Consider the following 20758-nt stretch of genomic DNA (forward strand, 5'->3'; position numbering starts at 1 on the left):
TGGCTGTGACACAGAGTTTTGAACACCCTCGTTAAGGTCTTTGTCCAAGCGACGGGAAGATTGATGGATCGCGAGTCAAAAGTGGCTTGCGCTCTGGGATGATTTTCCCGTGAGTCTAGGTTGATGGGTGTCCTGTTATTTTTCAGCCGCTGACATGCTCCGAGGTTGTGGGGGCTGCTGGCGGTCTCCGCGGAATTTAGCGCTGAGCGCCAATGGCAATATCCGGCAAGTTCTCCGCCACTGCCTGGTAGGTGGTGTATTTCTCCAGCGTTTTGACAATCACAGGTAGCGGTTCGGCCCAGATTTCCGGCAGGTCCGCTTCGCCTTCATTGATTATCGGGTACGCCAGTTGCTCCACCGGGGGAGTGAATTGCGCATCCACTCCGTCCTTGTTGCCGCGGGCATCCACCCGGTACCAGCCATGGTCCTTCAGGTAGATGGCGTTCAGGCCGTGCAGGCAGAACGGTGGCTGGTCGTTGCTGATGGTCAGGCGCTGGTAGCACAGGCCGGCGGGGATCTGGTTGGCGCGTAGCAGGGCGGCGAGCAGGTGGCTTTTGGCATAGCAGTAGCCGGTGCCGTGTTCAAGCACTTGCGAGGCGCTGCAGGTGACCGGGTTGGCCTGGTAGTCCCAGCTGTGGCGGATATGGTCCCGTACGAAGGTGAAGCAGGCTTGGGCAATGGCCGCGTCGTCCTGGCGGCCCGCGGCCAGCTCGGCGGCCCTGGCCCGGAGCGTCGGGTGCTGCCAGTCGATGTGTTCGCTGTTTGCCAGATAGATATCCAGCTCGCTCATGACTGCAGGGCCTTGAGCTGCTGCAGGGTGGCGTTGGGGGGCACAAAGAAACTGCGGTAGGCCACCGAAAAGGTGTTGCCGTCCAGCAGAGTGTTTCGTTGCTGGTGGACCTCCGCGAAGAACTGCTGTTGCTGGGCGCTGTCGATGGCCAGTTCCAGCACCAGGGCATCGCGGCCATCGGCGCCGGGTAACACCTGCATCTGCTTCACATCAACCCAGGGTACGCGCAGCCAGGCCTGCTGTTTGGGTTGCGGAATGCGGGCCGGGAACCACAGGCCGTTGTAGTCCACCTTGAAGTACACCCAGGCTTTCCAGTGCCGGGGGCGGGCGCCGATGACCAGGAACACCAGCGCCATGGCCGCCGGCAGCAGGCGCAGGAGATCGGGCGCCTGGCCGGCCCAGCTCGACCAGCTGAGCGCCAGCCCGGCGCTGCCCAGGCTCGCCAGCAGAAACAGCACGCACAGCTTGCGGCTGAGCCGTTGCGGCACACCAATGGCGAGGGTGGCATCGGGGGGCGTCATGTAGGTCACGGTGGCGGTCATGTGGCAGTGGGCCCGGCTGGTTTTGCACACAGTTTGGCCGCCCCTTGCCTTATGTGCAAAAGCTTCTGTTAATCTAACGCTTTAATACGCATAGGGAGGCAGTGCCTTGAGCTGGGATGAACAACAGCTGCAACAGCGGCTGGATACCATGGCCGAGCAGATCGGCCAGTGGATGACCGGTCGCGAGCCGTTGCTGGTGGGGATCGAATCCGGTGGTGCCTGGGTGGCCGAGGCCCTCAATCAGCGCCTGCCGTCGGCGCTGCCCATGGGCACCCTGAACCCGTCATTCTACCGGGATGATTTTGATACCCGTGGCCTCAAGCCGGCCACGCGGCCCTCAAAGCTGCCTTTTGATGTGGATGGCCGGCATATCCTGCTGGTGGATGATGTGCTGATGACCGGCCGCACCATTCGCGCCTCCATGAACGAGTTGTTCGATTTCGGCCGCCCGGCATCCATTACCCTGGCTATCCTGTTCGATATCGGCCACCGGCAATTGCCGATCCGTGCCGATATTTGCGGGGAAACTTTGGCATTGCCCCCCCATCAGCGGGTAGAATTACGGGGGCCCGCCCCCCTTGTGGCGGAGATTCGAGAGATAAGGCCTGAAGAATGACGCCGACGCTTGCGCCATCCTCCCGCGTACAACTTACCGACGACGGTAAGCTTCGCCATTTCCTTACCACGGAACACCTGCCCCGCCCCCTGTTGGAAGACATTCTGGATACCGCCGCCAGCTTTGTGGATGTGGGCGGCCGGGCGATCAAGAAAGTGCCGCTACTGCGCGGCAAGACGGTGGTGAACCTGTTCTTCGAGTCCAGCACGCGCACGCGCAGCACCTTCGAGCTGGCGGCCAAGCGCCTCAGTGCCGATGTGCTCAACCTGGATATTGCCAAGTCCGCCACCAGCAAGGGCGAGACCCTGCTCGATACCCTGCGCAACCTGGAGGCCATGGCCGCGGACATGTTCGTGGTGCGCCACCAGGACTCCGGGGCGCCCTACTTCATTGCCAACGAGGTGACGCCCAGCGTGGCGGTGATCAATGCCGGCGATGGCCGCCATGCCCACCCCACCCAGGCCATGCTCGACATGTACACCATCCGCCACCACAAGGGCGCCTTCGAGGGGCTGCGGGTGGCGATTGTCGGTGACATCCTGCACTCGCGGGTGGCCCGTTCCCAGGTGCATGCGCTCAATACCCTGGGCGCCGAGGAAGTGCGCTTGATCGGCCCGCGAACCCTGCTGCCGGTGGACGCCGAAGCGCTCGGCGCCACGGTGTTCACCGACATGGCCCAGGGGCTCAAGGATGTGGATGTGGTGATCATGCTGCGCCTGCAACGCGAGCGCATGGATTCCGCCCTGCTGCCCAGCGAATCGGAATTCTTTCGCCTCTACGGGCTCAACAATGACAAGCTGCGTTTCGCCAGGGACGATGCCATCGTCATGCACCCGGGCCCCATCAACCGGGGCGTGGAAATCGCCTCGGAAGTGGCGGACGGCCCCCGCTCGGTGATTCTGCAGCAGGTGACTTTCGGGATTGCCGTGCGCATGGCCGTCATGTCCATGGCGATCAGCGGCCAGGACAGCAGTGCCGCCCAGACCCTGGCGGGAGGTGCCCATGGCTAAGTCGCCGTCCAAAGCCAATCTGCTGATTCGCAAGGGCCGGGTGATCGACCCGGCCAGTGGTCGTGATGATGTGGCCGACCTGTTGGTCGAAAACGGCCGGCTGGTGCGCATAGGTGCCAGCCTGGATGCCCCCGGCGCCGATATTGTCGAGGCCGAAGGGCACTGGGTGGTGCCGGGGCTGGTGGATGCCTGTGTGCACCTGTCACTGCCGGGCAGCGGCCGTGCCGGCGATATCGCCAGCGAAACCCGGGCCGCCGCCGCCGGTGGCATTACCCATATCGCCGCGCAACCGGATTGCGGGCCGGTGGATTCCACCGCCGTGGTACGCCTGATCCGTGAGCAGGCCGGTCAGGCCGGCTTTGCCCGGGTGATGCCGGTGGCGGCCATGACCCAGGGGCTGGCGGGCAGCCAGCTGGCGGAGATGGTGACCCTGGCGAAGGCCGGCTGTATTGCCGTTGGCAATGCCGGGGCACGGGTGGCCGATGCGCTGGTGCTCAAGCGTTGCCTGGAATATGCCGCCACCTTCGATCTGCCGGTCATGTTCCGGCCCCAGGATGCGTCCCTGAGCGCCGGCGGTTGTGCCCACGAGGGGGCCGTGGCCACCCGGTTGGGCCTGCCGGGCATTCCCGCCGTGGCGGAAAGTGTAGACCTGGCCCGCGACCTGTTGCTGGTGGAAGCCACCGGCGTGCGGGCCCATTTCCAGCAGATTTCCAGCCGCGACTCCCTGCCGCTGCTGCGCGCCGCCAAGCGCCGTGGCCTGCCGGTCACCGCCGATGTCAGTATCCAGCACCTGCTGCTGGACGAGTCCGCGCTGGAAGGCTTCAACAGCCATTGCCACCTGATCCCGCCGCTGCGTAGCGCCGAGGATCGCGAGGCCCTGCTGGCAGCGGTGGCCGACGGCACCATTGACGCCATTTGCTCCCAGCACACCCCGATCGGGTCCTCCAGCAAGGCAGCGCCGTTTCCGGCCACCAAACCGGGCATGGCCGGGGTGGATACCCTGCTGTCGCTGGTGCTGTCGCTGGTGGAGGATGGCGAGCTCACGCTCAGCCGGGCGCTGGAGGCGATCACCGCGTCCCCGGCCCGCTGCCTGGGGATTCAGGCCGGCCAGCTGGAAACCGGCCGCCCGGCCAGCCTTTGCGTGCTGGATGCGGGGGCTGACAGGGATATGGCCGAGAACTGGCTGTCCGCCGGCAGCAACTCCCCCTGGCGCAGGGCACACCTGAAAGGTGCGGTGAAGCTCACCGTCTGCCATGGCAAGGTCAGCTGGCTGACCGATTGATGCCGGTTACGTGACAGCCAGCCACAACAAAAAGGCCGCACGGGATGTAATGCTGTTCACTTAAGCGTTTAGCCCCTCTCCCCTTGCGGGAGAGGGGTTGGGGAGAGGGGACCTGCCAGAAAGGGTTGAGCCAGATTTGCTCCGCTTAAGTGAACAGCATTACGCACGGGATGCGGCCTTTTTATTCCGACGACATCGCGTCCCCCGGTAGCTGGAATACCTCGTTGCGCAGGTCGCGCTTGTCCATCAGGCCCGGTGCAAAGCGCCAGCGCTGCTGACTGTCCTGAAACACCATGGTCGGTGTGCCGCCCAGGCCCATGGCCATCATCAGGCGGGTGTTGGCCTGGATCGCCTGGCGTTGGGCGTCGGGGACCGGATTGAGCGGCTGGATGCCGCCCTCGCGAAAGCGGCTCTCGTGCCTGGCCAGGGCCGCAGCCGGATCGTCAGCGGCGAGCACGGCGGCGCCCTGGCTGAAGCTGGTGTCCGGGTTGATCAGGCCGACAATGATATGGCGCACCTGCACGGTGTTGGCCGGGTTATTGAGCATGGGCTGCATTTCGGCCCACATCTTCGCGCAGTAGGGGCAGGCCATGTCGGTGAACATGTAGGCCACCCGCTCCGGCTGCGCCGGGCCTTCGGCCACCCAGGTGCTGGCGGCCAGTTTGTCGAGCACGGCGGGGCGCTCGGCGGTCAGGCCGGCCAGGGGTAACAGCAGGCCGAACAGGGCCATGGCCAGGTGTTTCATGGTAACTCCGGTTTACGATTCAGGGGGATAGCGTTTGAACATGGCCTCCACCGCATCATTGAGATGCTGGGTGCGTCGTTCCGTGCTCATGTCATCGAGCCGGTCGCGGCTGGTGGCCTGCCACACCACCTTGCCACTCTGGTGATCAATGAGCTGTACCACCAGCTGGTACTGGCGGGTGGTTTCCCCCTCCACCGGCGTGCTGGTGCTGACACCCAGCGGGCCGCGGAAGAAGCCGAAGCCCACCTGCACGCTGCTGCCCTCGATGCGCTGCTCCTGCTGGTAGAAGTGTTTGACCTCGAGGTCTGCCTGATCGGTGCTGGCCGCCGGGCTCAGCCCCTTGCTGGCCAGTGCCTGGTCCAGCGCCGTTTCAATGCGCTGATCGTCCAGGGTCTTGGGGGCATCGGGTTTGTCGCTGACAAAGGTGTAGCTGTGATATTGCCGGAAATCGGTACCGGCCTGGCTATCGGTGACCACCGGGCTGGCGCAGGCCGTCAGTAACAGGGCAAACAACAGGGGTAACCAACGCATCGTTTTCTCCTGCCAATGTCGCGTCATATCAGCATAGCGGATTGCTCGGCCTGCGGTGTCAGTGTGAAGTGAAAAATCCGCAAGGCGCCGCTGTGTTATTCGATGCCGGCATCCGGGCAGGGTTCCCGGGCGGCGTCACGAATGCGCTCGGCCATGTAGCGGGCCGCTGGCCCGGCGTACTGGCCATCGGCCACCACCAGGTGCAGGCCGATCACCCGTTCACGGCCTTCCTTGAGCGGCAGGATCTTCAGCTCGCCGGTGAGCAGGCTGTCACCCAGCTCGCTTTCCGGTACCCAGGCGAAGCCCAGGCCCCGGCGGATGGCGGCAATGCGGGTACTCGGATGGGAGACCGTCCAGCGCTGTTCGGCCTCCAGCCAGCCGGAATCCACCCGCTGGCTGCCGGAGTCACGAATCACGATCTGGCGGTGCTGGCGCAGGTCTTCCAGGCTCAGATTGTCATGCTGATGCAGCGGGTGATCGGCGGCGGCCACCGCCACAAAGCGCATGGGCATCAGCAGCTCGCCGATAAAGCCCGGCGGCACCCGCCCGGTGATCACCAGGTCGGCCTCGTGGCGCAGCAGGGCCTCGTTGGCACCGGACAGCACGGTTTCGGTGTACTCCACCCGGGTCAGCGGGCTGTGGGCGGCGAAGGCGTCCAGCGCTGACAGCATGCAGTGCTGGGGAAACAGGGCATCGGCGGCAATGCGCACCAGCGGTTCCCAGCCCTGGCTGAGCTGGATGGCGGCCTTCTCGATGCGGGTGGCTTCTTCCACCAGTACCTTGGCCTGGCGATAAAGCAGGTGGCCGGTTTCGGTCAGTTTGGCGCGCCGCCCTTCCAGGCCAAAGGCCCGCACGCCCAGTTCGGTTTCGATTTTCTGCACCGCGTAACTGATGGCCGACTGACTCTTGTCCAGGGCTTCGGCGGCGTTGGCATAGCCGCCTTCGTCCACCACGGCAATCAGGGCCTGCCACTGGTCCAGGGTAATCTTGGCCGACATATCGAATTTCCTGAGCTAAAAGGACAAATTTATCCGGTTTTATATCTTATTTACTGAATCAAGAATAGACCCATCAACACAACGCAGCCCGACGGCTGCCAGACAATGGAGTTGGGGCTATGAATATTCTGGTAATCAAAAGCAGCGTTTTCGGTGACGACGGTAATTCCTCCACCCTGGTCAATGAGCAGGTGGAACGCCTGAAAGCGAAGCATCCGCAGGCCGAGATCGTGGTGCGCGACCTGTCCGCCGACCGTATCCCGCACCTGGACGGCGAGCGCGTGGGGGCCTTCTTCACCCCCGCCGAGCAGCGCAGCCCGGAGCAGCAGGCCGTTGATGACTACTCCCTGGCGCTGATCGAGGAGCTCAGGGCCGCTGATCAGATCGTACTGGGCCTGCCGATGTACAACTTCGGTATCCCCAGCCAGCTGAAAAGCTGGATTGACCATGTGGCCCGTGCCGGCATCACCTTCCGCTACACGGAGAACGGCCCGCAGGGTCTGCTGGACGACAAGCCGGTTACCGTGCTGGCCGCCCGTGGTGGCATCTATGCCGGCACCGACAATGATACGGTGACCCCGTACATCAAGCTGTTCTTCGGCTTTGTCGGCATCACCAGCGTCAGCTTCGTTTATGCGGAGGGGCTGAACATGGGTGACGAAAGCAAAGAGAAAGCCATGGGTGAAGCCCGGGCGGCACTGCAGTAAGCCGTAGCGAATACAGGGAGAAATCAATGGGATTGCTGGTAGATGGTCAGTGGCAGGACAAATGGTACGACACCAAAAGTACCGGTGGGCGTTTCCAGCGTTCGCAGAGCCAGTTTCGCAACTGGGTGACCGCGGAGGGTAACGCTGGCCCCGAGGGCCAGGCTGGCTTCGCGGCAGAAAGCGGGCGCTACCACCTGTATGTGTCCTATGCCTGCCCCTGGGCCCATCGTGCGCTGGTAATGCGGGCTCTTAAAGGCTTGCAGACACATATCGGCGTGTCCGTGGTGCACCCGCACATGCTGGAAAACGGCTGGGAACTACGCGATGACTTTGACGGCGCCACCGGCGATGCCCTTTACGGCTTCAGCAAGCTTTATGAGCTTTACCTGAAGGCGGATGCCCGCTACACCGGCCGGGTCACCGTGCCGGTGCTGTGGGACAAGCAGCGCGAAACCATTGTCAGCAACGAGTCGGCGGACATCATCCGCATGCTCAACAGCAGCTTTGATGCGCTGGGCGCCACGCCGGGCAACTATTACCCGCCGGCCCTGCAGGCACAGATCGACGCCATCAACGAGCCGGTCTACCACCGGGTCAACAACGGCGTCTACAAGGCCGGTTTTGCCACCAGTCAGCCGGCCTATGACGAGGCGGTGGATGCCCTGTTCCAGCAGCTCGATGCGCTGGAGCAACGGCTGGCGGGGCAACGCTACCTGGTGGGCAATACGCTGACCGAAGCGGATGTTCGCCTGTGGACCACCCTGGTGCGTTTTGACCCGGTTTATGTCACCCACTTCAAGTGTGACCGCCGGCGCATCAGTGATTACCCGAACCTGCAGGGCTTTTTGAAGGATATCTACCAGCTGCCCGGCGTGGCGGAAACGGTGAACATGGCGCATATTCGCCATCACTATTTCCGCAGCCACCCGACGGTGAATCCCCACGGGATCATCTCCATCGGCCCGCAGCTGGACTGGCAGACAGCGCACGGCCGTGAGCGGCTGGGCGAGCGACATATCGAGCAGTAAGCACTGACGCAATGGGGTGTCAGTGAGCGCCCGCAAGGGCAGGAGGTTCCCATGGAACGCAACATTCTTCACACCCTTCGTGCACTGGATACATCCGATGGTGCCGGCGTACGTCTCAAGCGCGCGCTGGGTTATAACCCGATGGTGCGACTGGACCCGTTCCTGATGCTGGATGCGTTTTCCTCGGAGAACCCGGATGACTACATCGCCGGTTTCCCGGCGCACCCCCATCGTGGTTTCGAGACCGTTACCTATCTGATCGAGGGGCATATGCGCCATCGTGATCACCTGGGTAACGAAGGCGACCTCAAGCAGGGCGGCGTACAGTGGATGACCGCCGGGCGCGGCATTATTCATGAAGAAATGCCGCAACAGGAAAACGGCCTGCTGCGCGGTTTCCAGCTGTGGATCAATCTGCCGGCGGCGGAAAAAATGAAGCCGGCCGGTTACCGGGATGTGGCTGATAGCGACATGCCGCGCCTGGATCTGACCAGTGGCGGTCAGGTGAAAGCCATCGCCGGTGAAGTGACACTGGGCAATGCGGTGCTTAGTGCCCCGGTGAAAGGCGGCAGTACCGACCCGCTCTATCTGGACATCGTCCTGCGCCCGGGTGAAGCCCTGACGGTGCCGACACCACGCGGCTACAACGCCTTCATCTATCTGTTTGAAGGCCAGCTGCGCATCGGTGACGACAGTGTGCAGACCGATCACCTGGCCACCCTGGGCGATGGTGACAGTGTCACCGTCCAGGCCGGCGACGCCGGTGCCCGGTTATTGCTGTTGGCCGGTAAACCTATTGGTGAGCCGATCGCCCAGTACGGGCCATTCGTGATGAACACCCAGGACGAGATCAATCAGGCCCTGAGTGACTATCGCGATGGTACCCTGACAGCGGAACCGTCACAGCTGTAATCCGCGTCTCCAAGACCCCAACCCTGCCCCGGCTCTGCCGGGGCTTTTTTGTGGTTCTTCGCGGAATTGCGGGAAAACGTATAAGGTCGGACGTCAGAGGTCGGACGCCAATCTCAACCCCGACAGTTGGCGCAGTACTGAGATTTCGAGGCACCTCCTGCACGCGCACGCCTATGCCCCCCTCCCCAACCCCTCCCCCGCAAGGGGAGAGGGGCTTAACATCTAAAGCGAACAGCATTGCCACAGGGGACGAGCCGGTGAAGATTTTTGGGGTTCGGGGTTTCAGCCTATCGCGTCCGACGTCCGACCTCAGACGTTGGACCAGGCCGATTTCCCCCTAATCCGCGAGAAACCTTTTTTATGCCGCCACCGCTGTTACACAATCGTTGATTGCCAAGGCCGTCTCTTTTGGTGAAGCTCAGGGACAGGTTCAATGTCACAGGGAGTCACACAATGAAAGTCATCGCGTTTGCCGGCAGTTTGCGCAAAGGGTCCTTTAATCACGGTCTGGTGCGTGCCGCCCGGGAGCTGGCGCCGGCGGGTATGGACATTATCGATGCGGATATTTCCGCGATTCCGCTCTATAACGGTGATGAGGATGGCGATAACCGGCCAGCGGCGGTGACCGCGTTGGCGGACAAGGTGAAGGCCGCCGATGCGGTGTTGTTTGCCACGCCGGAATACAACTATTCCATTCCCGGTGTGTTGAAGAACACCATCGATTGGTTGTCACGGGTGCCCGGTGGCATCTTCGCCGGCAAGCCGGCGGCGATCATGGGCGCCTCCATGGGGGGCATGGGCACCAGTCGCAGCCAGTATCATCTGCGCCAGGTGTTGATCTTTCTGGACATGCATCCGCTTAACAAGCCGGAGGTGTTCGTCTCCGCCGCCCATGAGAAATGCGATGAAAACGGCGACCTCAGGGACGAAAAATCCCGGGAGATGATTGCCGCCCAGTTAAAGGCGTTGCAGGAATGGCATCAGCGTCTGTCATAACCGTTTTCATGAGCAGGCACCCCGGAAGGGGTGCCCGGCCGGTTATATCTTCGGGCCTCTGCCGCGCACGGCGTTGGCAATCAGGCTGATTACCAGCAGTACAATAAAAATAAAGAAAATGATTTTTGCGATGGACGCGGCGCCGGCAGCAATACCGGAGAAACCGAACACGCCAGCGATGATCGCGACAATAAAAAATATCAGTGCCCATCCAAGCATGAGAAGTCCTCTTTGTTGGCTCAGGGACTTATCATCCTGCCAGCCGTGAAAACCCATGCCGTGATGGCAAGCGCCATTTGACGGTTTTTGACAATGTGGCCTAAAGCTGTTCCTGCTTGCGAATCCAGGTAGTCACCTGTGGTGGCTGATAGTCACGGAAGCTGTCGAGCAGGCTGGCCGGGTCGTTGTGTACCTGCAGCAACTTGTGATGCCAGGGTTTGAGAAAACCCTGCGTTACGGCATGGTCGAGAAACGTGGTGAGGTGGTCGTAGTAACCATCCACATTGAGCAGGGCGCAGGGTTTGTGATGAAAACCGAGTTGCGCCCAGGTGAGAATTTCGAAAATTTCTTCCAGCGTACCCATGCCTCCGGGCAAGGCAATAAATCCGTCGGCCAGCTCGGCCATGGCGGCCTTGCGCTCATGCATGGAGCGTACGATTTTCAATTCAGTGACATGGTCGTTGCCGATTTCCCGGTGCATCAGTGCATCGGGAATGATACCGATTACCCGGCCGCCCCGGCTCATCATGGCGTTGGCCAGTGCGCCCATGGTGCCAACGCTGGCGCCGCCATAAACCAGCGTGATGTCACGGGCCACCAGTTCGCTGGCAAGGTCGGCGGCGGCCTGTATGTAGCGGCTGCCGTTGCCGGGGCTGGAGCCGCAGTAGACGCAGAGTGTTTGCATAAAAATTCAGCCTGCGATGGCAGCAGGGTGGCTGACCCGTCTCGCCGGCGGGAAGTGACAGGTGAAGGTGCTGCCCTTGCCCAGTTCGCTGCGAATTTCCAGACGGCCGTTGTGACGGATCATCACATGCTTGACGATGGCCAGGCCCAGGCCGGTGCCACCGGTCTGGGTGACCCGACTGTTGTCCGGGCGGTAAAAACGCTCGGTGAGACGCGGGATATGGGCCGGGTCGATACCGATGCCATTGTCGCTCACGGACAGGTGGGCGCCTTTGTCATCCTGCCACCAGCGTATCACGATGTGGCCGCCGGCCGGGGTGTATTTGACGGCGTTGGTGATCAGGTTGCCGAAGGCACTTTCCAGCTCCGCCGGGTTGGCCAGCAGGCGCGCGTCTTCCGGCACGTCCAGCTCGATCCGGTGGTGCTTGTCGGCGCTCAGGGCCAGGGCATTTTCACGCATGCGATTGAGCATGCCATGCACCGCCACCGCCTGGTTCAGGTTGTTGGCTTCGGTGCCCTCCAGGCGTGCCAGCAGCAGCAGGTCGGAGACCAGCGCTTCCATGCGGTTGGACTGGCTGTCCATCTGCACCAGCGCCCGCCGCAGCCGGCCCTGTTCTTCCGGGATGGTATCGAGCAGGGTTTCCAGGTAGCCCTTGAGCACGGTGAGCGGGGTTTTCAGTTCGTGGCTGACGTTGGCAACGAAATCCTTGCGCATCTGTTCCAGGTGATGGAGCCGGGTCACGTCCCGGGCCATCAGTAACTGCTCGCCGACGCCGAACTCGGTGACCCGAAACTGCAGAATGCGGTTGTCATCCACCGGTGAGGGGATCTCCAGCGCTTCGCGGAAATCGCCCTTGGCGAGATAACTGGTGAACTTGGGGTGGCGAACCAGGTTGGTCAGCGGCTGGCCAAGATCCTGGCTGGCGCGAAAGCCCATGAAGCGCTCGGCGGCCTGGTTCCAGTATTCCAGATAGCCATGCTGGTCAATCAGGATGACCACATCTTCCAGGGCGTTCACCGATTGCTGGGCGCGGTGGATGATGCCCTGCAGGTTTTCCTGGGCGCGCCGTTCCTTCTGGAAAAGGTGTTCCAGGCGGGTATAGAACTCGCCCCACAGGCCGTTGCTGTCCGGTGGCTCGGTGTGGTCTTCCTGGGTCAGCCAGCGGTACAGGCCGAACAGCTGGCGGGTGCTCCAGATAATATAGCCCAGCAGGCCGACAATCAGGGGCCAGAAATGACCGACCAGAATGGCTGCCAACAGTGACAGCCCGATCAGGCCGATGATGCGATTGACTTCCTTGGCCAGGCTGGCATTCATGTCGGGCGATCTGCCTTGCAAGGGTTGTGGGTGCAGTAATGTCTGCACCCTACCACATTTTGCCGTTTCAGCCGGCTTTTGAGGCTTTCACCGAGAAGCGATAACCGGTGCCGCGCACGGTCTGGATAAAGCGATCAAAGCCGTGTGGAGCCAGGGCCTTGCGCAGACGGCGAATGTGTACATCGATGGTGCGGTCTTCCACATAGACATTGGCGCCCCACACCTGATCGAGCAGCTGGGTGCGCGAGTAGGCCCGTTCCTGGTGGCTCATGAAGAATTCCAGCAGGCGGTACTCCGTGGGGCCCATCTCCACCGGCTCGTCATTGGCGCTGATACGGTGGCTGACCGGGTCCAGGCACAGGCCCTCCACATCAATGGCCTTCTCGGCGGCGGTGCTCGAGGCACGGCGCAGTACGGCCTTGATACGCGAGATCAACTCACGGGTGGAAAACGGCTTGGTGACGTAGTCATCGGCGCCCACATCCAGCCCCTGGATCTTGTTGTCCTCTTCGCTCTTGGCGGTGAGCATGATGATGGGGATTTCGTTGGTGGTGTCATCACGCTTGAGCCGGCGGGCCAGCTCGATACCGGTGACCGAGGGCAGCATCCAGTCCAGCAGTACCAGATCCGGGCGCTCGTCCACGATCAGTTCATGGGCGCGCTGGGCATTCTCGGCTTCCAGGACATCAAAGTCCGCCAGCTCCAGCGCCACGGCCACCATCTCGCGGATGGCCGGCTCGTCGTCAACAATCAGAATTCGGTTACGGGACATGGCTTTCCTTCCTTGCCTGTCTATCAGCAGGTCCCATTAGATTGCCTTTTTATGACACGCATATGACAAGTTGCGCCGATTTTTGCGGGTTTTGCAAGCACTTGTCACGGCGGCAGGCGTTGGCGCGGGGGCTCAAAGGTTACGAACCCCCGGGATAAGAAAGGAAATGTCAGAGAAAATACTGGAAATACAGGCCGGCAAACACCAGCGCGCCGCTCCAGTGATTATTCAGGAAGGCAAAAAAACTGGGCCAGCGCTCCCGGTAGCGAATCAGGCCGTGCTGGAACACGAAGGTCACCGCCATGGCTGCCAGGCCGGCGTACCAGGGCCAGCTGAAATCCAGCCGGCGACCGACCATGATCAACGCCAGCAGGGTCAGCCCCTGAAGAATCGCGATCATCAGCCGGTCCGCGTCACCGAACAGGATGGCGGTGCTCTTGATACCCAGCTTCAGGTCGTCTTCCCGGTCGCACATGGCGTATTCGGTATCGTAGGCCACGGTCCAGACCAGATTGGCCACGTACAGCAGCCAGGCGATTTCCGGCACCGTATTGGTCTCGGCGGCAAAAGCCATGGGGATGGCCCAGCTGAAGGCGGCGCCCAGAAACAGCTGTGGCATGAAGGTAAAGCGCTTCGTGAAGGGGTACAGCACCGCCAGCCCGAGGCCACCGAAGGACAGCCAGAAGGTCAGCTCATTGAGAAACAGCACCAGCACGAAGGCCGCCAGGCCCAGGCCGCAAAACAGCAGCAGGGCCTGTTTGCTGGTCAGGGCGCCGGTGGCCAGTGGCCGGCCCTGGGTGCGTTCCACATCGCCGTCGAAATCCCGGTCGGCAAAATCATTGATCACGCAGCCGGCGGCGCGCATCAGAAAGACGCCGAGCACGAAAATGACGATGTTCTTGAGGCTGGGGGTGCCATTGCCGGCGATCCACAGGGCCCAGAGTGTGGGCCACATCAGCAGCAGGGTGCCGATCGGGCGATCCAGGCGCATCAGCTGGATATAGGGCCACAGGGCGGGATAACGCTGTTCTACGAAGGCAAACATGGCACGTCCGGTTGTCGTGGGCGACCACATTGTCGGGGGGAACGGCGGAGCGTTCAACCGCCGGGCCGGTCGCCGGTTTTTTGCCACAGCGCCGGCAGGAAATATTCCGCCACCAGCAGCGGGTGACCGCGTTTGATAAAGCGTGACTGGCGCCCCCAGCAGGGCGCCTCGCCGCTGTGGGGGGCGCCGTAGCGGGCCCAGACCTGATCACGCAGGGCCGCCGGTCGACGGTACAGTTCACTGCCCAGCGAGCGGCTGCCCATGTGGCCAAGCACCCGGTTGGCGCCGCGCAGGCTGGACAGCGGCAGCACGCTGCGCGCTGCCACTACCGGCGTATCGTCCAGCAGCAGGGTGACCTCGCGGATCAGCGCCGCCTGCCGGCCGGGGAGGCCCAGCAGCTGCCGTTCCTCCTGCGAGGGCGGGGTGATGGCGTGCCGGCCCGGTTGCACTCGAAAGCGGCCATGGCGCTGCAGGCGGGCGGTGAGCGAGCCCGGGTCGGCCATCCAGTCGCGCAGCACCGGCGTCAGAACCAGCTGTTCCAGCGGGCGCCAGAGGGTATCAGGGTGCAGGGCGGCAGGCGGCATCGGGGTAAATCCGGTCAGCATCGAAGGCGGCAGGACTATGGCCTATCGCCGCCATTCGGGCAAGGCTTGGCCGGTCTGTCAGGACCGGACGGTCGCCATTGTGATTGATTTTTGCCGCCGGCGCCGATAGGTTAACGCCCCCCGATAAACAGGCTGTTTTATAGGCAGTAAGCGAGCGCTTACTGCGATACCGAGAGGTTGTTCGCAATGAAGAAGTGGGAATGTGTAGTTTGCGGTTTCATCTATGACGAAGCCGAAGGTCTGCCCGATGAGGGTATCGCTCCCGGCACCGCCTGGGACGACGTGCCGGAAGACTGGGTCTGCCCGGACTGCGGCGTGGGCAAGGAAGATTTCGAAATGGTGGAAATCTAAGCCGCCAGCCAGGGCTGCTCACCGCCCTGCCCCCTGCCCGCCCAATTTAACTGGAGAGGATTGCTGATGCACCCGATCGTCATCATCGGTACCGGCTTGGCCGGCTTTAACACCGTCAAGGAATTCCGCAAGCTGGACAAGGAAACGCCCATCGTCATGCTCACCGCTGACGACGGCCGTAACTACTCCAAGCCCATGCTGTCCGCCGGCTTCACCAAGGAAAAAACCGCTGATGACCTGTGCATGGCCACCGCCGAGAAAGTGGCCGAGCAGTTCAATGTGGACGTGCGCACCGGTGTCCATGTGGCCGGCATCGACCCGGACAACAAACGGGTACTGCTGCCCGATGACCACCTGGACTATAGCCAGCTGGTGCTGGCGCTGGGCGCCGACACCTGGACCCCGCCGCTGGAAGGCGATGCCGTGGGCGAGGTGTTCTCGGTCAATGATCTGATGGACTACAGCAAGTTCCGCGCGGCCCTGGAAGGCAAGAAGACCGTCACCATCCTGGGGGGTGGCCTGATCGGCTGTGAGTTCGCCAATGACCTGTCCAACGGTGGCTACCAGGTTTCCCTGGTGGAGCCCATGGGCCGTTGTCTGCCGTTGCTGTTGCCGGAGCCGGCGTCCGAAGCCGTGGGTCGTGGCCTGGCGGATCTGGGCGTGACCTTCCACTTCGGCCCGCTGGCCAAGGCCGTGCATCACGGCGATAACGGTGCCCTGGTAACCGAGCTGTCCGATGGTTCTCAGCTGGAATCCGATGTGGTGCTGTCCGCCATCGGCCTGCGCCCGCGTATCGAGATGGCCAAGGAAGCCGGCCTCAAGACCAACCGCGGCATCCTCACCGACAAGACCCTGCGCACCAGCGCCGAGGGCATCTACGCCCTGGGCGACTGCGCCGAAGTTCAGGGCCACGTGCTGCCCTACGTACTGCCGTTGATGGCCAGCGCCCGGGCCCTGGCCAAGACCCTGGCCGGCGACACCACCGAGGTGAGCTACGGCGTCATGCCGGTGACCATCAAGACCCCGGCCTGCCCGGTGGTGGTGTGCCCGGCGGCGGAAGGCAGTGAGGGCGACTGGGACGTGGAAGCCGACGGCAACACCGTCAAGGCCCTGTTCCGCGGCAAGGACGGCAGCCTGCTTGGCTACGCCCTCACCGGCGATGCGGTCAGCGAAAAAATGAAGCTCAACAAGGAGCTGCCGGCCATCATGCCGTAACCCGCCGGCCCGTGGTGGCGGGTGGCCCGGCCACCCGCGCACCCCGGACACTGTGGTACAAAGGCTGGGTCGCAACAGGAAACCGGGAAGGAAGACCGCATGAAATTTGCTCTGGTACTGCTGATTCTGGGCTGGCGCCTGCGCTGGCTGGCCTGGCGCAATGAGGGGTTCCGCAAGCAGCTGGAAAACCGCAATGTGGTGATGCAGTGGCGTACCTTTGCCGGCAAGCCGGCGCGTAGTTTTCACTTCACCCCCGGTAAGGTGGTGTCCCGGCGCGGCATTCACCCGCAGCCCACCGTGACCCTGAATTTCAAGGACGCGGGTTACGCGTTCCACACCCTGCAGGTGGCCGGCAAGAACCAGATGGCCTTCATGGAAGGCATGCAGGCCGGCGACATCAAGATCGAGGGGGACCCGGGCCAGCTGATGTGGTTCATGACGCTAATGAAGTTCATCATGCCCGGCGGCAAGAAATAACGCCGCTTTCGCGCAGGGTTTTCTCAAGGCGGCGCCTGGCGATGCCCGGCGCTGCGCCATTGCCCCTTTCCCTTCCCTGATAAATGTTCTCCGTCTACTTGGCCTGGGAGGACAGCCCCAGTAATCTGGAGCCTGTCTTCCACATGCATAAAAAGGGATATTCCATGCGGCGGGTTCAAGGTTTTCTGGCACTGGGTGCCATGCTGTTGCTGGCGGCCTGTGCCGCGACCACCGAAGTCAACTCCACCTGGCAGGTCAAGACCGGCGAGGACAAGCCGGCCTTCAACCATATCTATGTGTTATCACTGGCCAACAACCCGGTTAATGCTGCGGCGGTGGAAAATGCGGTCAAGGAGAGTCTGGGCAAGCGGGCGGTGATGGCCACTCTCGGCCATGAGACCCTGCCGGCCGATGTGGACAAGGCCAAGAACTTCCGTGCCGAGGTCGAGAAGAGCGTGCGCGCCAGTGGTGCCGATGGCGTGCTGGTGGTCTCCCTGCTCAAGATCGACGAGCGTGACGAATACGTGCCACCCCAGGTGGATTACGTACCCATGACCGCCGCGCCCATGTATCTGGGCTATGGCCCCTATGTGGGCTACAACTACAACGCCATCTACCAGCCCGGTTACTACCAGAATACCCGCGACTACTACCTGCAGAGTCAGCTCTACAGCGTGCAGACCGGCAAGCCGGTCTGGATGGCCCAGTCGAAAGTGATGAATCCGGTCAACGTGGAGAAGGGCGCCAAGGGCTATGCTTCCACCCTGGTGCGTCAGCTCGACAAGGACGGGGCCCTGAAGCTCAAGCGCTAGTCGTGATTTTGGTCACCCTGTGCCGCTTGAGGCGCAGGGATGACCGGCCTATGCTGGCCTGCCGGGGTCGGGAATACCCCGCCCAGCGTGCAGGAGGCCGTCATGTCCAGCATTACCCCCGCCATCATCCCCACCATGATGTACCGCGACGCCCATGCCGCCATTCGCTGGCTGTGTGAGGTGATCGGTTTCAGCGAAAAAGCCGTGTATCTGGATGAAAGCGGCGACGTGGCCCATGCCGAGCTGGTGCTGGGCAATGGCATGATTATGCTGGGTGGTATCAAGGACAACGAATACGGCCAGCAGATCCGCCAGCCCGACGAGGTGGGGGCCGAGACCCAGAGCCCCTATGTGGTGGTGGCCAACCCGGCGGTAGTCTACCAGCGCGTCAAGGAACAGGGCGGCGAGGTGATCATCGCCCTGCGCAGCCAGGATTATGGCGGTCAGCATTTCACCTTCCGTGACCCCCAGGGCCACCTCTGGAATATCGGCAGTTACGATCCCTGGGCCTGATGAGTGGCGCCAACTGCCTGTTTATGTGGCTTTTTTGATACGGAAAACCCCGCTTTTCAGACCGTTTGTCCGATCCCCGGGTGAAACAGCCCGGTTGGGCTGGCCGGGCTATGGCCTGCTTGTGGTAGCGGCGTATTATCAAGAATAAGGATGTGGCAGAGGGCCCAGGGAGAGGCCGTCGCAGCACAACCATCGACAGGGAGAGCACAGCGGGTGCGGGGGTCGGCATGCATTCAAGCCTGAAAACGCTGCTTGAGCAGATGCGCATTACCGAGATTGATATCGGTTCGCGCAAACATTTACTGGAATTCGACCAGGACGACGTGGACGCCCTGCTGCTATGTCGCCCCCTGGTGGATGAAAAGCTCGACGACATCGTCGATACCTTCTACGGCATCCAGACCAGCAACCTGGAAATCGCCGCCCTGATCGGTGATGCCGATACCCTGGATCGTCTGCAATCCGCCCAGCGCCGCTACATTCTCGACCTGTTTGCCGGCGTCTACGACCTGGAATACACCAACAACCGCCTGCGTATCGGCCTGGTACACAAACGCATTGGCGTGGAACTCAAGCTCTATCTGTCGGCGGTTTACCTGCTGCGCCGGCTGCTGGTCAGCAGCATCATCGATGCCTTGGAAGACAGTGAGCAGCGGGCAGCGGCCCTGACGGCCCTGGACAAGCTGATCTATTTCGACGTGACCCTGGTGTTCGAGACCTACATTCAGAGCATGCTGTCGGAAATCGAGGCGGTGAAGAACCGTACCGAAAAATACGCCCGCGCGCTGGAGGAAACCGTGGCCATGCGCAATGGCCAGCTGCGCACCGATGCCCTCACCGGCCTGACCACCCGCCGTTACCTGCACGAGGGCCTGCAACGGGCGCTGCATGCCGCCCAGCGCCGTAATGAGCCACTCTCCCTGATCTTTGTGGATGTGGATAATTTCAAGGAACTCAATGACCTGCGTGGCCATGCCTACGGGGACCGGGTGCTTTGTGACCTGGGTCGGGTGCTGATGGAAACCGCCCGGGGAGAAGACACCTGCGTGCGTTACGGCGGCGATGAGTTCTGTGTGGTGCTGGCCAACAGCACCGAGGAACAGTCCCGCACCAGCTTCTGCGAGCGGGTGCGGTTACTGCTGGCCGAGCGCCTGCCCGGCGTCAGTATCAGCATGGGCATCGTGCAGACCGGCCCGGAGCATTACGAATCCGCCGATGTGCTGCTCAAGAGCGCGGACCGGCGCATGTATCTGGACAAGACCGACAAGAAAAAAGCCGCGACCTCCCCCGCCAACGGGTCAGGCCGCGCCAAGTCGGCGCCATAGCACGGCGCCCATCAGCACGCCCCGGCTGGCCATGAAGCCATTCAGGGCCAGCCACAGTCCCTGATTGTCCCAGCCTCGGGTGAGCCACCAGAGCCCGAAAAACACCAGCACCGCTGCCAGCATGGTATTGCGCATGGCGGTGCCCCAGGTGGCGCCCACGAAAATGCCATCCAGCCAGAAACCGGCACTGGCGGTGACCGGCAGCAACACCATCCACGGCAGGTAGTCGGTGGCGCTATCGCGAATGGCGGGCAGGTCGGTGAGCAGGTGAATCAGCGGCGCGCCGCCCAGCGCAAAGGCGAACAGGGCCAGGCCGGCACAACCGACCGTCCACAGGCCGGTGGTTTTCACCGCCCGGGCAAAGGCATCCCGGTCGTTCTGCCCCCGGGCATCCCCCACCAGGGCTTCGGCGGCGTTGGCAAAGCCGTCCAGCAGATTGCTCAGCAACAGCAGGAAGGTGATCAGCACCGTATTGGCGGCCAGTACCGTATCGCCCAGGCGGGCCCCCTGGGCGGTGAAGAAAAAGAAGGTGCTGAGCAGCGCCAGGCTGCGGATAAAGATATCCCGGTTCACTGCCATCAGCGCCAGCACGGCGCCGCCGTGCCAGAGCCGTTCGGGCCGGGGCGGGGGCCGCAGCGCGGCGCGCAACCAGTAGAGCCCGCCGGCCAGGCCGATATATTCCGCGCAGGCACTGGCGCTGGCCACGCCGCGCACATCCAGGTGCCATACCTGTACCAGCAGCACATCCAGCAGGGCGTTACTGCTGTGCATCAGCAGCGTCATTTTCAGCGGTACCCGGGTATTGTGCGTGCCGATGGCAAAGCCGATCAGGGCAAAATTGGCCAGCGCCGCCGGCGCGCCGAGAATGCGGATATCGATATAGTCCCGCGCCAGTGTCTGTACCGGCTCACTGCCGCCCAGCAACCACAGGCCGGTATCCCTTAGCAGCGGTGACAGCACGATCAGTAACCCGCCCAGGCTGGCGGACAACAGCAGGCCGCGCAGCAGTATTACCCGGGTATCACGGCGGGCACCGCGGGCCTGGGAAGCAAAGCCGGTGGTGCCCATGCGCAGGAAGTTGAAGGAGAAATACAGGAACATGAAAAAGTTGCCGCCCAGCGCCACCGCCGCCAGGTAACGGGGCGAGCTCAGGTGACCGACCACCGCAGTGTCCACCAGCCCCAGCAGCGGCGCCGTCAGATTGGACAGCAGCAGCGGCCAGGCCAGCATCCAGATGCGACGGTTCAGGCGTGTCATGCGGCCCC

At 62.5% G+C, this 20758-nt stretch carries 25 protein-coding genes; 13 read left to right on the plus strand and 12 right to left on the minus strand.

All coding sequences use genetic code 11. The features are described 5' to 3' along the window. Nucleotides 1-196 precede the first annotated feature (196 nt). Together A11A3_RS13615 and A11A3_RS13620 are read right to left on the minus strand one after the other, a co-directional pair. Nucleotides 197-790 (minus strand): transglutaminase-like domain-containing protein, encoded by a 594-nt coding sequence (locus tag A11A3_RS13615; RefSeq protein ID WP_008929896.1) that lies wholly within the window; start codon nt 788-790, stop codon nt 197-199. Beyond that, on the minus strand, nt 787-1332 hold the full coding sequence (locus A11A3_RS13620; protein ID WP_157375715.1) for a hypothetical protein: 546 nt from the start codon (nt 1330-1332) through the stop codon (nt 787-789). Before A11A3_RS13620 ends, A11A3_RS13615 begins: the two co-directional genes overlap by 4 nt. Nucleotides 1333-1438: 106 nt before the next feature. Here A11A3_RS13620 and pyrR point away from each other — a divergent pair, with 106 nt between their 5' ends. The 3 genes from pyrR to A11A3_RS13635 are packed head-to-tail and all read left to right on the plus strand — an operon-like array spanning nt 1439 to nt 4240. Beyond that, entirely contained in the window at nt 1439-1948 is a 510-nt protein-coding gene (pyrR, locus tag A11A3_RS13625) for a bifunctional pyr operon transcriptional regulator/uracil phosphoribosyltransferase PyrR (RefSeq protein WP_008929898.1), read from the plus strand. Next, entirely contained in the window at nt 1945-2958 is a 1014-nt protein-coding gene (locus tag A11A3_RS13630) for an aspartate carbamoyltransferase catalytic subunit (RefSeq protein WP_040297225.1), read from the plus strand. Before pyrR ends, A11A3_RS13630 begins: the two co-directional genes overlap by 4 nt. Continuing rightward, the gene (locus A11A3_RS13635; RefSeq protein ID WP_008929900.1) at nt 2951-4240 is read left to right on the plus strand and encodes a dihydroorotase; all 1290 of its coding nucleotides are present in this window, start codon (nt 2951-2953) and stop codon (nt 4238-4240) included. Before A11A3_RS13630 ends, A11A3_RS13635 begins: the two co-directional genes overlap by 8 nt. A 181-nt stretch (nt 4241-4421) precedes the next feature. On the opposite strand, the gene dsbG is transcribed toward A11A3_RS13635, so the two are convergent. From dsbG to A11A3_RS13650, 3 genes are all read right to left on the minus strand, one after another. Beyond that, a complete protein-coding gene (dsbG, locus tag A11A3_RS13640) occupies nt 4422-4985 on the minus strand; it encodes a thiol:disulfide interchange protein DsbG (RefSeq protein ID WP_008929901.1) in 564 nt (187 codons plus the stop codon). A gap of 12 nt (nt 4986-4997) precedes the next feature. Continuing rightward, a complete protein-coding gene (locus A11A3_RS13645; RefSeq protein ID WP_008929902.1) occupies nt 4998-5516 on the minus strand; it encodes a DUF4136 domain-containing protein in 519 nt (172 codons plus the stop codon). Nucleotides 5517-5611: 95 nt separating this feature from the next. Beyond that, nucleotides 5612-6514 carry a LysR family transcriptional regulator gene (locus tag A11A3_RS13650; RefSeq protein WP_008929903.1) on the minus strand — a complete coding sequence of 301 codons (903 nt, stop codon included), beginning with the start codon at nt 6512-6514 and terminating at the stop codon, nt 5612-5614. Between the two features lie 119 nt (nt 6515-6633). On the opposite strand from A11A3_RS13650, the gene A11A3_RS13655 reads away from it, so the two are divergent. The 4 genes from A11A3_RS13655 to A11A3_RS13670 all read left to right on the plus strand — a co-directional run bounded on the left by A11A3_RS13655 (nt 6634) and on the right by A11A3_RS13670 (nt 10157). Next, nucleotides 6634-7221: an FMN-dependent NADH-azoreductase gene (locus tag A11A3_RS13655; protein WP_008929904.1), complete on the plus strand. Its 588-nt coding sequence runs from the start codon at nt 6634-6636 to the stop codon at nt 7219-7221. Between the two features lie 26 nt (nt 7222-7247). Beyond that, nucleotides 7248-8249, plus strand: coding sequence for a glutathione S-transferase family protein (locus tag A11A3_RS13660; RefSeq protein ID WP_008929905.1), 1002 nt, complete (start codon nt 7248-7250; stop codon nt 8247-8249). A 51-nt stretch (nt 8250-8300) separates the two neighbouring features. Then, nucleotides 8301-9161 (plus strand): pirin family protein, encoded by an 861-nt coding sequence (locus A11A3_RS13665; RefSeq protein WP_008929906.1) that lies wholly within the window; start codon nt 8301-8303, stop codon nt 9159-9161. A 453-nt stretch (nt 9162-9614) separates the two neighbouring features. Continuing rightward, nucleotides 9615-10157: an NADPH-dependent FMN reductase gene (locus tag A11A3_RS13670; RefSeq protein ID WP_008929907.1), complete on the plus strand. Its 543-nt coding sequence runs from the start codon at nt 9615-9617 to the stop codon at nt 10155-10157. A gap of 42 nt (nt 10158-10199) precedes the next feature. On the opposite strand, the gene A11A3_RS13675 is transcribed toward A11A3_RS13670, so the two are convergent. The 6 genes from A11A3_RS13675 to A11A3_RS13700 all read right to left on the minus strand — a co-directional run bounded on the left by A11A3_RS13675 (nt 10200) and on the right by A11A3_RS13700 (nt 14779). Next, nucleotides 10200-10376, minus strand: coding sequence for a DUF1328 family protein (locus A11A3_RS13675; RefSeq protein WP_008929908.1), 177 nt, complete (start codon nt 10374-10376; stop codon nt 10200-10202). Between the two features lie 100 nt (nt 10377-10476). Continuing rightward, on the minus strand, nt 10477-11061 hold the full coding sequence (locus tag A11A3_RS13680; protein ID WP_008929909.1) for an LOG family protein: 585 nt from the start codon (nt 11059-11061) through the stop codon (nt 10477-10479). 6 nt (nt 11062-11067) lie between these two features. Next, nucleotides 11068-12378 carry a phosphate regulon sensor histidine kinase PhoR gene (phoR, locus tag A11A3_RS13685; protein ID WP_008929910.1) on the minus strand — a complete coding sequence of 437 codons (1311 nt, stop codon included), beginning with the start codon at nt 12376-12378 and terminating at the stop codon, nt 11068-11070. Nucleotides 12379-12445: 67 nt separating this feature from the next. Beyond that, nucleotides 12446-13150 (minus strand): phosphate regulon transcriptional regulator PhoB, encoded by a 705-nt coding sequence (gene phoB / locus A11A3_RS13690; protein ID WP_008929911.1) that lies wholly within the window; start codon nt 13148-13150, stop codon nt 12446-12448. Between the two features lie 169 nt (nt 13151-13319). After that, a complete protein-coding gene (gene ubiA / locus A11A3_RS13695) occupies nt 13320-14195 on the minus strand; it encodes a 4-hydroxybenzoate octaprenyltransferase (RefSeq protein WP_008929912.1) in 876 nt (291 codons plus the stop codon). Between the two features lie 53 nt (nt 14196-14248). After that, on the minus strand, nt 14249-14779 hold the full coding sequence (locus A11A3_RS13700; protein ID WP_008929913.1) for a chorismate--pyruvate lyase family protein: 531 nt from the start codon (nt 14777-14779) through the stop codon (nt 14249-14251). Nucleotides 14780-14986: 207 nt separating this feature from the next. On the opposite strand from A11A3_RS13700, the gene rd reads away from it, so the two are divergent. The 6 genes from rd (at nt 14987) to A11A3_RS13730 (ending at nt 19493) form a co-directional block, all read left to right on the plus strand. Then, complete coding sequence (rd, locus tag A11A3_RS13705) at nt 14987-15151, plus strand: rubredoxin (RefSeq protein ID WP_008929914.1); 165 nt, start codon at nt 14987-14989, stop codon at nt 15149-15151. A 66-nt stretch (nt 15152-15217) separates the two neighbouring features. Next, nucleotides 15218-16366 carry an NAD(P)/FAD-dependent oxidoreductase gene (locus A11A3_RS13710; RefSeq protein ID WP_008929915.1) on the plus strand — a complete coding sequence of 383 codons (1149 nt, stop codon included), beginning with the start codon at nt 15218-15220 and terminating at the stop codon, nt 16364-16366. A gap of 99 nt (nt 16367-16465) precedes the next feature. Next, the gene (locus A11A3_RS13715; protein ID WP_008929916.1) at nt 16466-16843 is read left to right on the plus strand and encodes a hypothetical protein; all 378 of its coding nucleotides are present in this window, start codon (nt 16466-16468) and stop codon (nt 16841-16843) included. Between the two features lie 164 nt (nt 16844-17007). Then, nucleotides 17008-17655: a hypothetical protein gene (locus A11A3_RS13720; RefSeq protein ID WP_008929917.1), complete on the plus strand. Its 648-nt coding sequence runs from the start codon at nt 17008-17010 to the stop codon at nt 17653-17655. A gap of 102 nt (nt 17656-17757) precedes the next feature. Next, a complete protein-coding gene (locus A11A3_RS13725; RefSeq protein WP_008929918.1) occupies nt 17758-18168 on the plus strand; it encodes a VOC family protein in 411 nt (136 codons plus the stop codon). A 227-nt stretch (nt 18169-18395) separates the two neighbouring features. After that, nucleotides 18396-19493 carry a GGDEF domain-containing protein gene (locus A11A3_RS13730; RefSeq protein WP_008929919.1) on the plus strand — a complete coding sequence of 366 codons (1098 nt, stop codon included), beginning with the start codon at nt 18396-18398 and terminating at the stop codon, nt 19491-19493. Here the strand turns inward: A11A3_RS13730 and A11A3_RS13735 are convergent. Then, nucleotides 19467-20750 carry an MATE family efflux transporter gene (locus A11A3_RS13735; RefSeq protein WP_008929920.1) on the minus strand — a complete coding sequence of 428 codons (1284 nt, stop codon included), beginning with the start codon at nt 20748-20750 and terminating at the stop codon, nt 19467-19469. The two genes, A11A3_RS13730 and A11A3_RS13735, sit on opposite strands and share 27 nt — an antisense overlap. Nucleotides 20751-20758: the final 8 nt, after the last annotated feature.

Source organism: Alcanivorax hongdengensis A-11-3 (assembly GCF_000300995.1).
Taxonomy (GTDB): domain Bacteria; phylum Pseudomonadota; class Gammaproteobacteria; order Pseudomonadales; family Alcanivoracaceae; genus Alcanivorax; species Alcanivorax hongdengensis.

Bases quoted from the DNA above. Each gene is read 5' to 3' on its own strand.
- A11A3_RS13615 (WP_008929896.1), bottom strand. From the start codon at position 790: ATGAGCGAGCTGGATATCTATCTGGCAAACAGCGAACACATCGACTGG.
- A11A3_RS13620 (WP_157375715.1), bottom strand. From the start codon at position 1,332: ATGACCGCCACCGTGACCTACATGACGCCCCCCGATGCCACCCTCGCC.
- A11A3_RS13630 (WP_040297225.1), top strand. From the start codon at position 1,945: ATGACGCCGACGCTTGCGCCATCCTCCCGCGTACAACTTACCGACGAC.
- A11A3_RS13635 (WP_008929900.1), top strand. From the start codon at position 2,951: ATGGCTAAGTCGCCGTCCAAAGCCAATCTGCTGATTCGCAAGGGCCGG.
- dsbG (WP_008929901.1), bottom strand. From the start codon at position 4,985: ATGAAACACCTGGCCATGGCCCTGTTCGGCCTGCTGTTACCCCTGGCC.
- A11A3_RS13645 (WP_008929902.1), bottom strand. From the start codon at position 5,516: ATGCGTTGGTTACCCCTGTTGTTTGCCCTGTTACTGACGGCCTGCGCC.
- A11A3_RS13650 (WP_008929903.1), bottom strand. From the start codon at position 6,514: ATGTCGGCCAAGATTACCCTGGACCAGTGGCAGGCCCTGATTGCCGTG.
- A11A3_RS13655 (WP_008929904.1), top strand. From the start codon at position 6,634: ATGAATATTCTGGTAATCAAAAGCAGCGTTTTCGGTGACGACGGTAAT.
- A11A3_RS13660 (WP_008929905.1), top strand. From the start codon at position 7,248: ATGGGATTGCTGGTAGATGGTCAGTGGCAGGACAAATGGTACGACACC.
- A11A3_RS13665 (WP_008929906.1), top strand. From the start codon at position 8,301: ATGGAACGCAACATTCTTCACACCCTTCGTGCACTGGATACATCCGAT.
- A11A3_RS13670 (WP_008929907.1), top strand. From the start codon at position 9,615: ATGAAAGTCATCGCGTTTGCCGGCAGTTTGCGCAAAGGGTCCTTTAAT.
- A11A3_RS13675 (WP_008929908.1), bottom strand. From the start codon at position 10,376: ATGCTTGGATGGGCACTGATATTTTTTATTGTCGCGATCATCGCTGGC.
- A11A3_RS13680 (WP_008929909.1), bottom strand. From the start codon at position 11,061: ATGCAAACACTCTGCGTCTACTGCGGCTCCAGCCCCGGCAACGGCAGC.
- phoR (WP_008929910.1), bottom strand. From the start codon at position 12,378: ATGAATGCCAGCCTGGCCAAGGAAGTCAATCGCATCATCGGCCTGATC.
- phoB (WP_008929911.1), bottom strand. From the start codon at position 13,150: ATGTCCCGTAACCGAATTCTGATTGTTGACGACGAGCCGGCCATCCGC.
- ubiA (WP_008929912.1), bottom strand. From the start codon at position 14,195: ATGTTTGCCTTCGTAGAACAGCGTTATCCCGCCCTGTGGCCCTATATC.
- A11A3_RS13700 (WP_008929913.1), bottom strand. From the start codon at position 14,779: ATGCCGCCTGCCGCCCTGCACCCTGATACCCTCTGGCGCCCGCTGGAA.
- rd (WP_008929914.1), top strand. From the start codon at position 14,987: ATGAAGAAGTGGGAATGTGTAGTTTGCGGTTTCATCTATGACGAAGCC.
- A11A3_RS13710 (WP_008929915.1), top strand. From the start codon at position 15,218: ATGCACCCGATCGTCATCATCGGTACCGGCTTGGCCGGCTTTAACACC.
- A11A3_RS13715 (WP_008929916.1), top strand. From the start codon at position 16,466: ATGAAATTTGCTCTGGTACTGCTGATTCTGGGCTGGCGCCTGCGCTGG.
- A11A3_RS13720 (WP_008929917.1), top strand. From the start codon at position 17,008: ATGCGGCGGGTTCAAGGTTTTCTGGCACTGGGTGCCATGCTGTTGCTG.
- A11A3_RS13725 (WP_008929918.1), top strand. From the start codon at position 17,758: ATGTCCAGCATTACCCCCGCCATCATCCCCACCATGATGTACCGCGAC.
- A11A3_RS13730 (WP_008929919.1), top strand. From the start codon at position 18,396: ATGCATTCAAGCCTGAAAACGCTGCTTGAGCAGATGCGCATTACCGAG.
- A11A3_RS13735 (WP_008929920.1), bottom strand. From the start codon at position 20,750: ATGACACGCCTGAACCGTCGCATCTGGATGCTGGCCTGGCCGCTGCTG.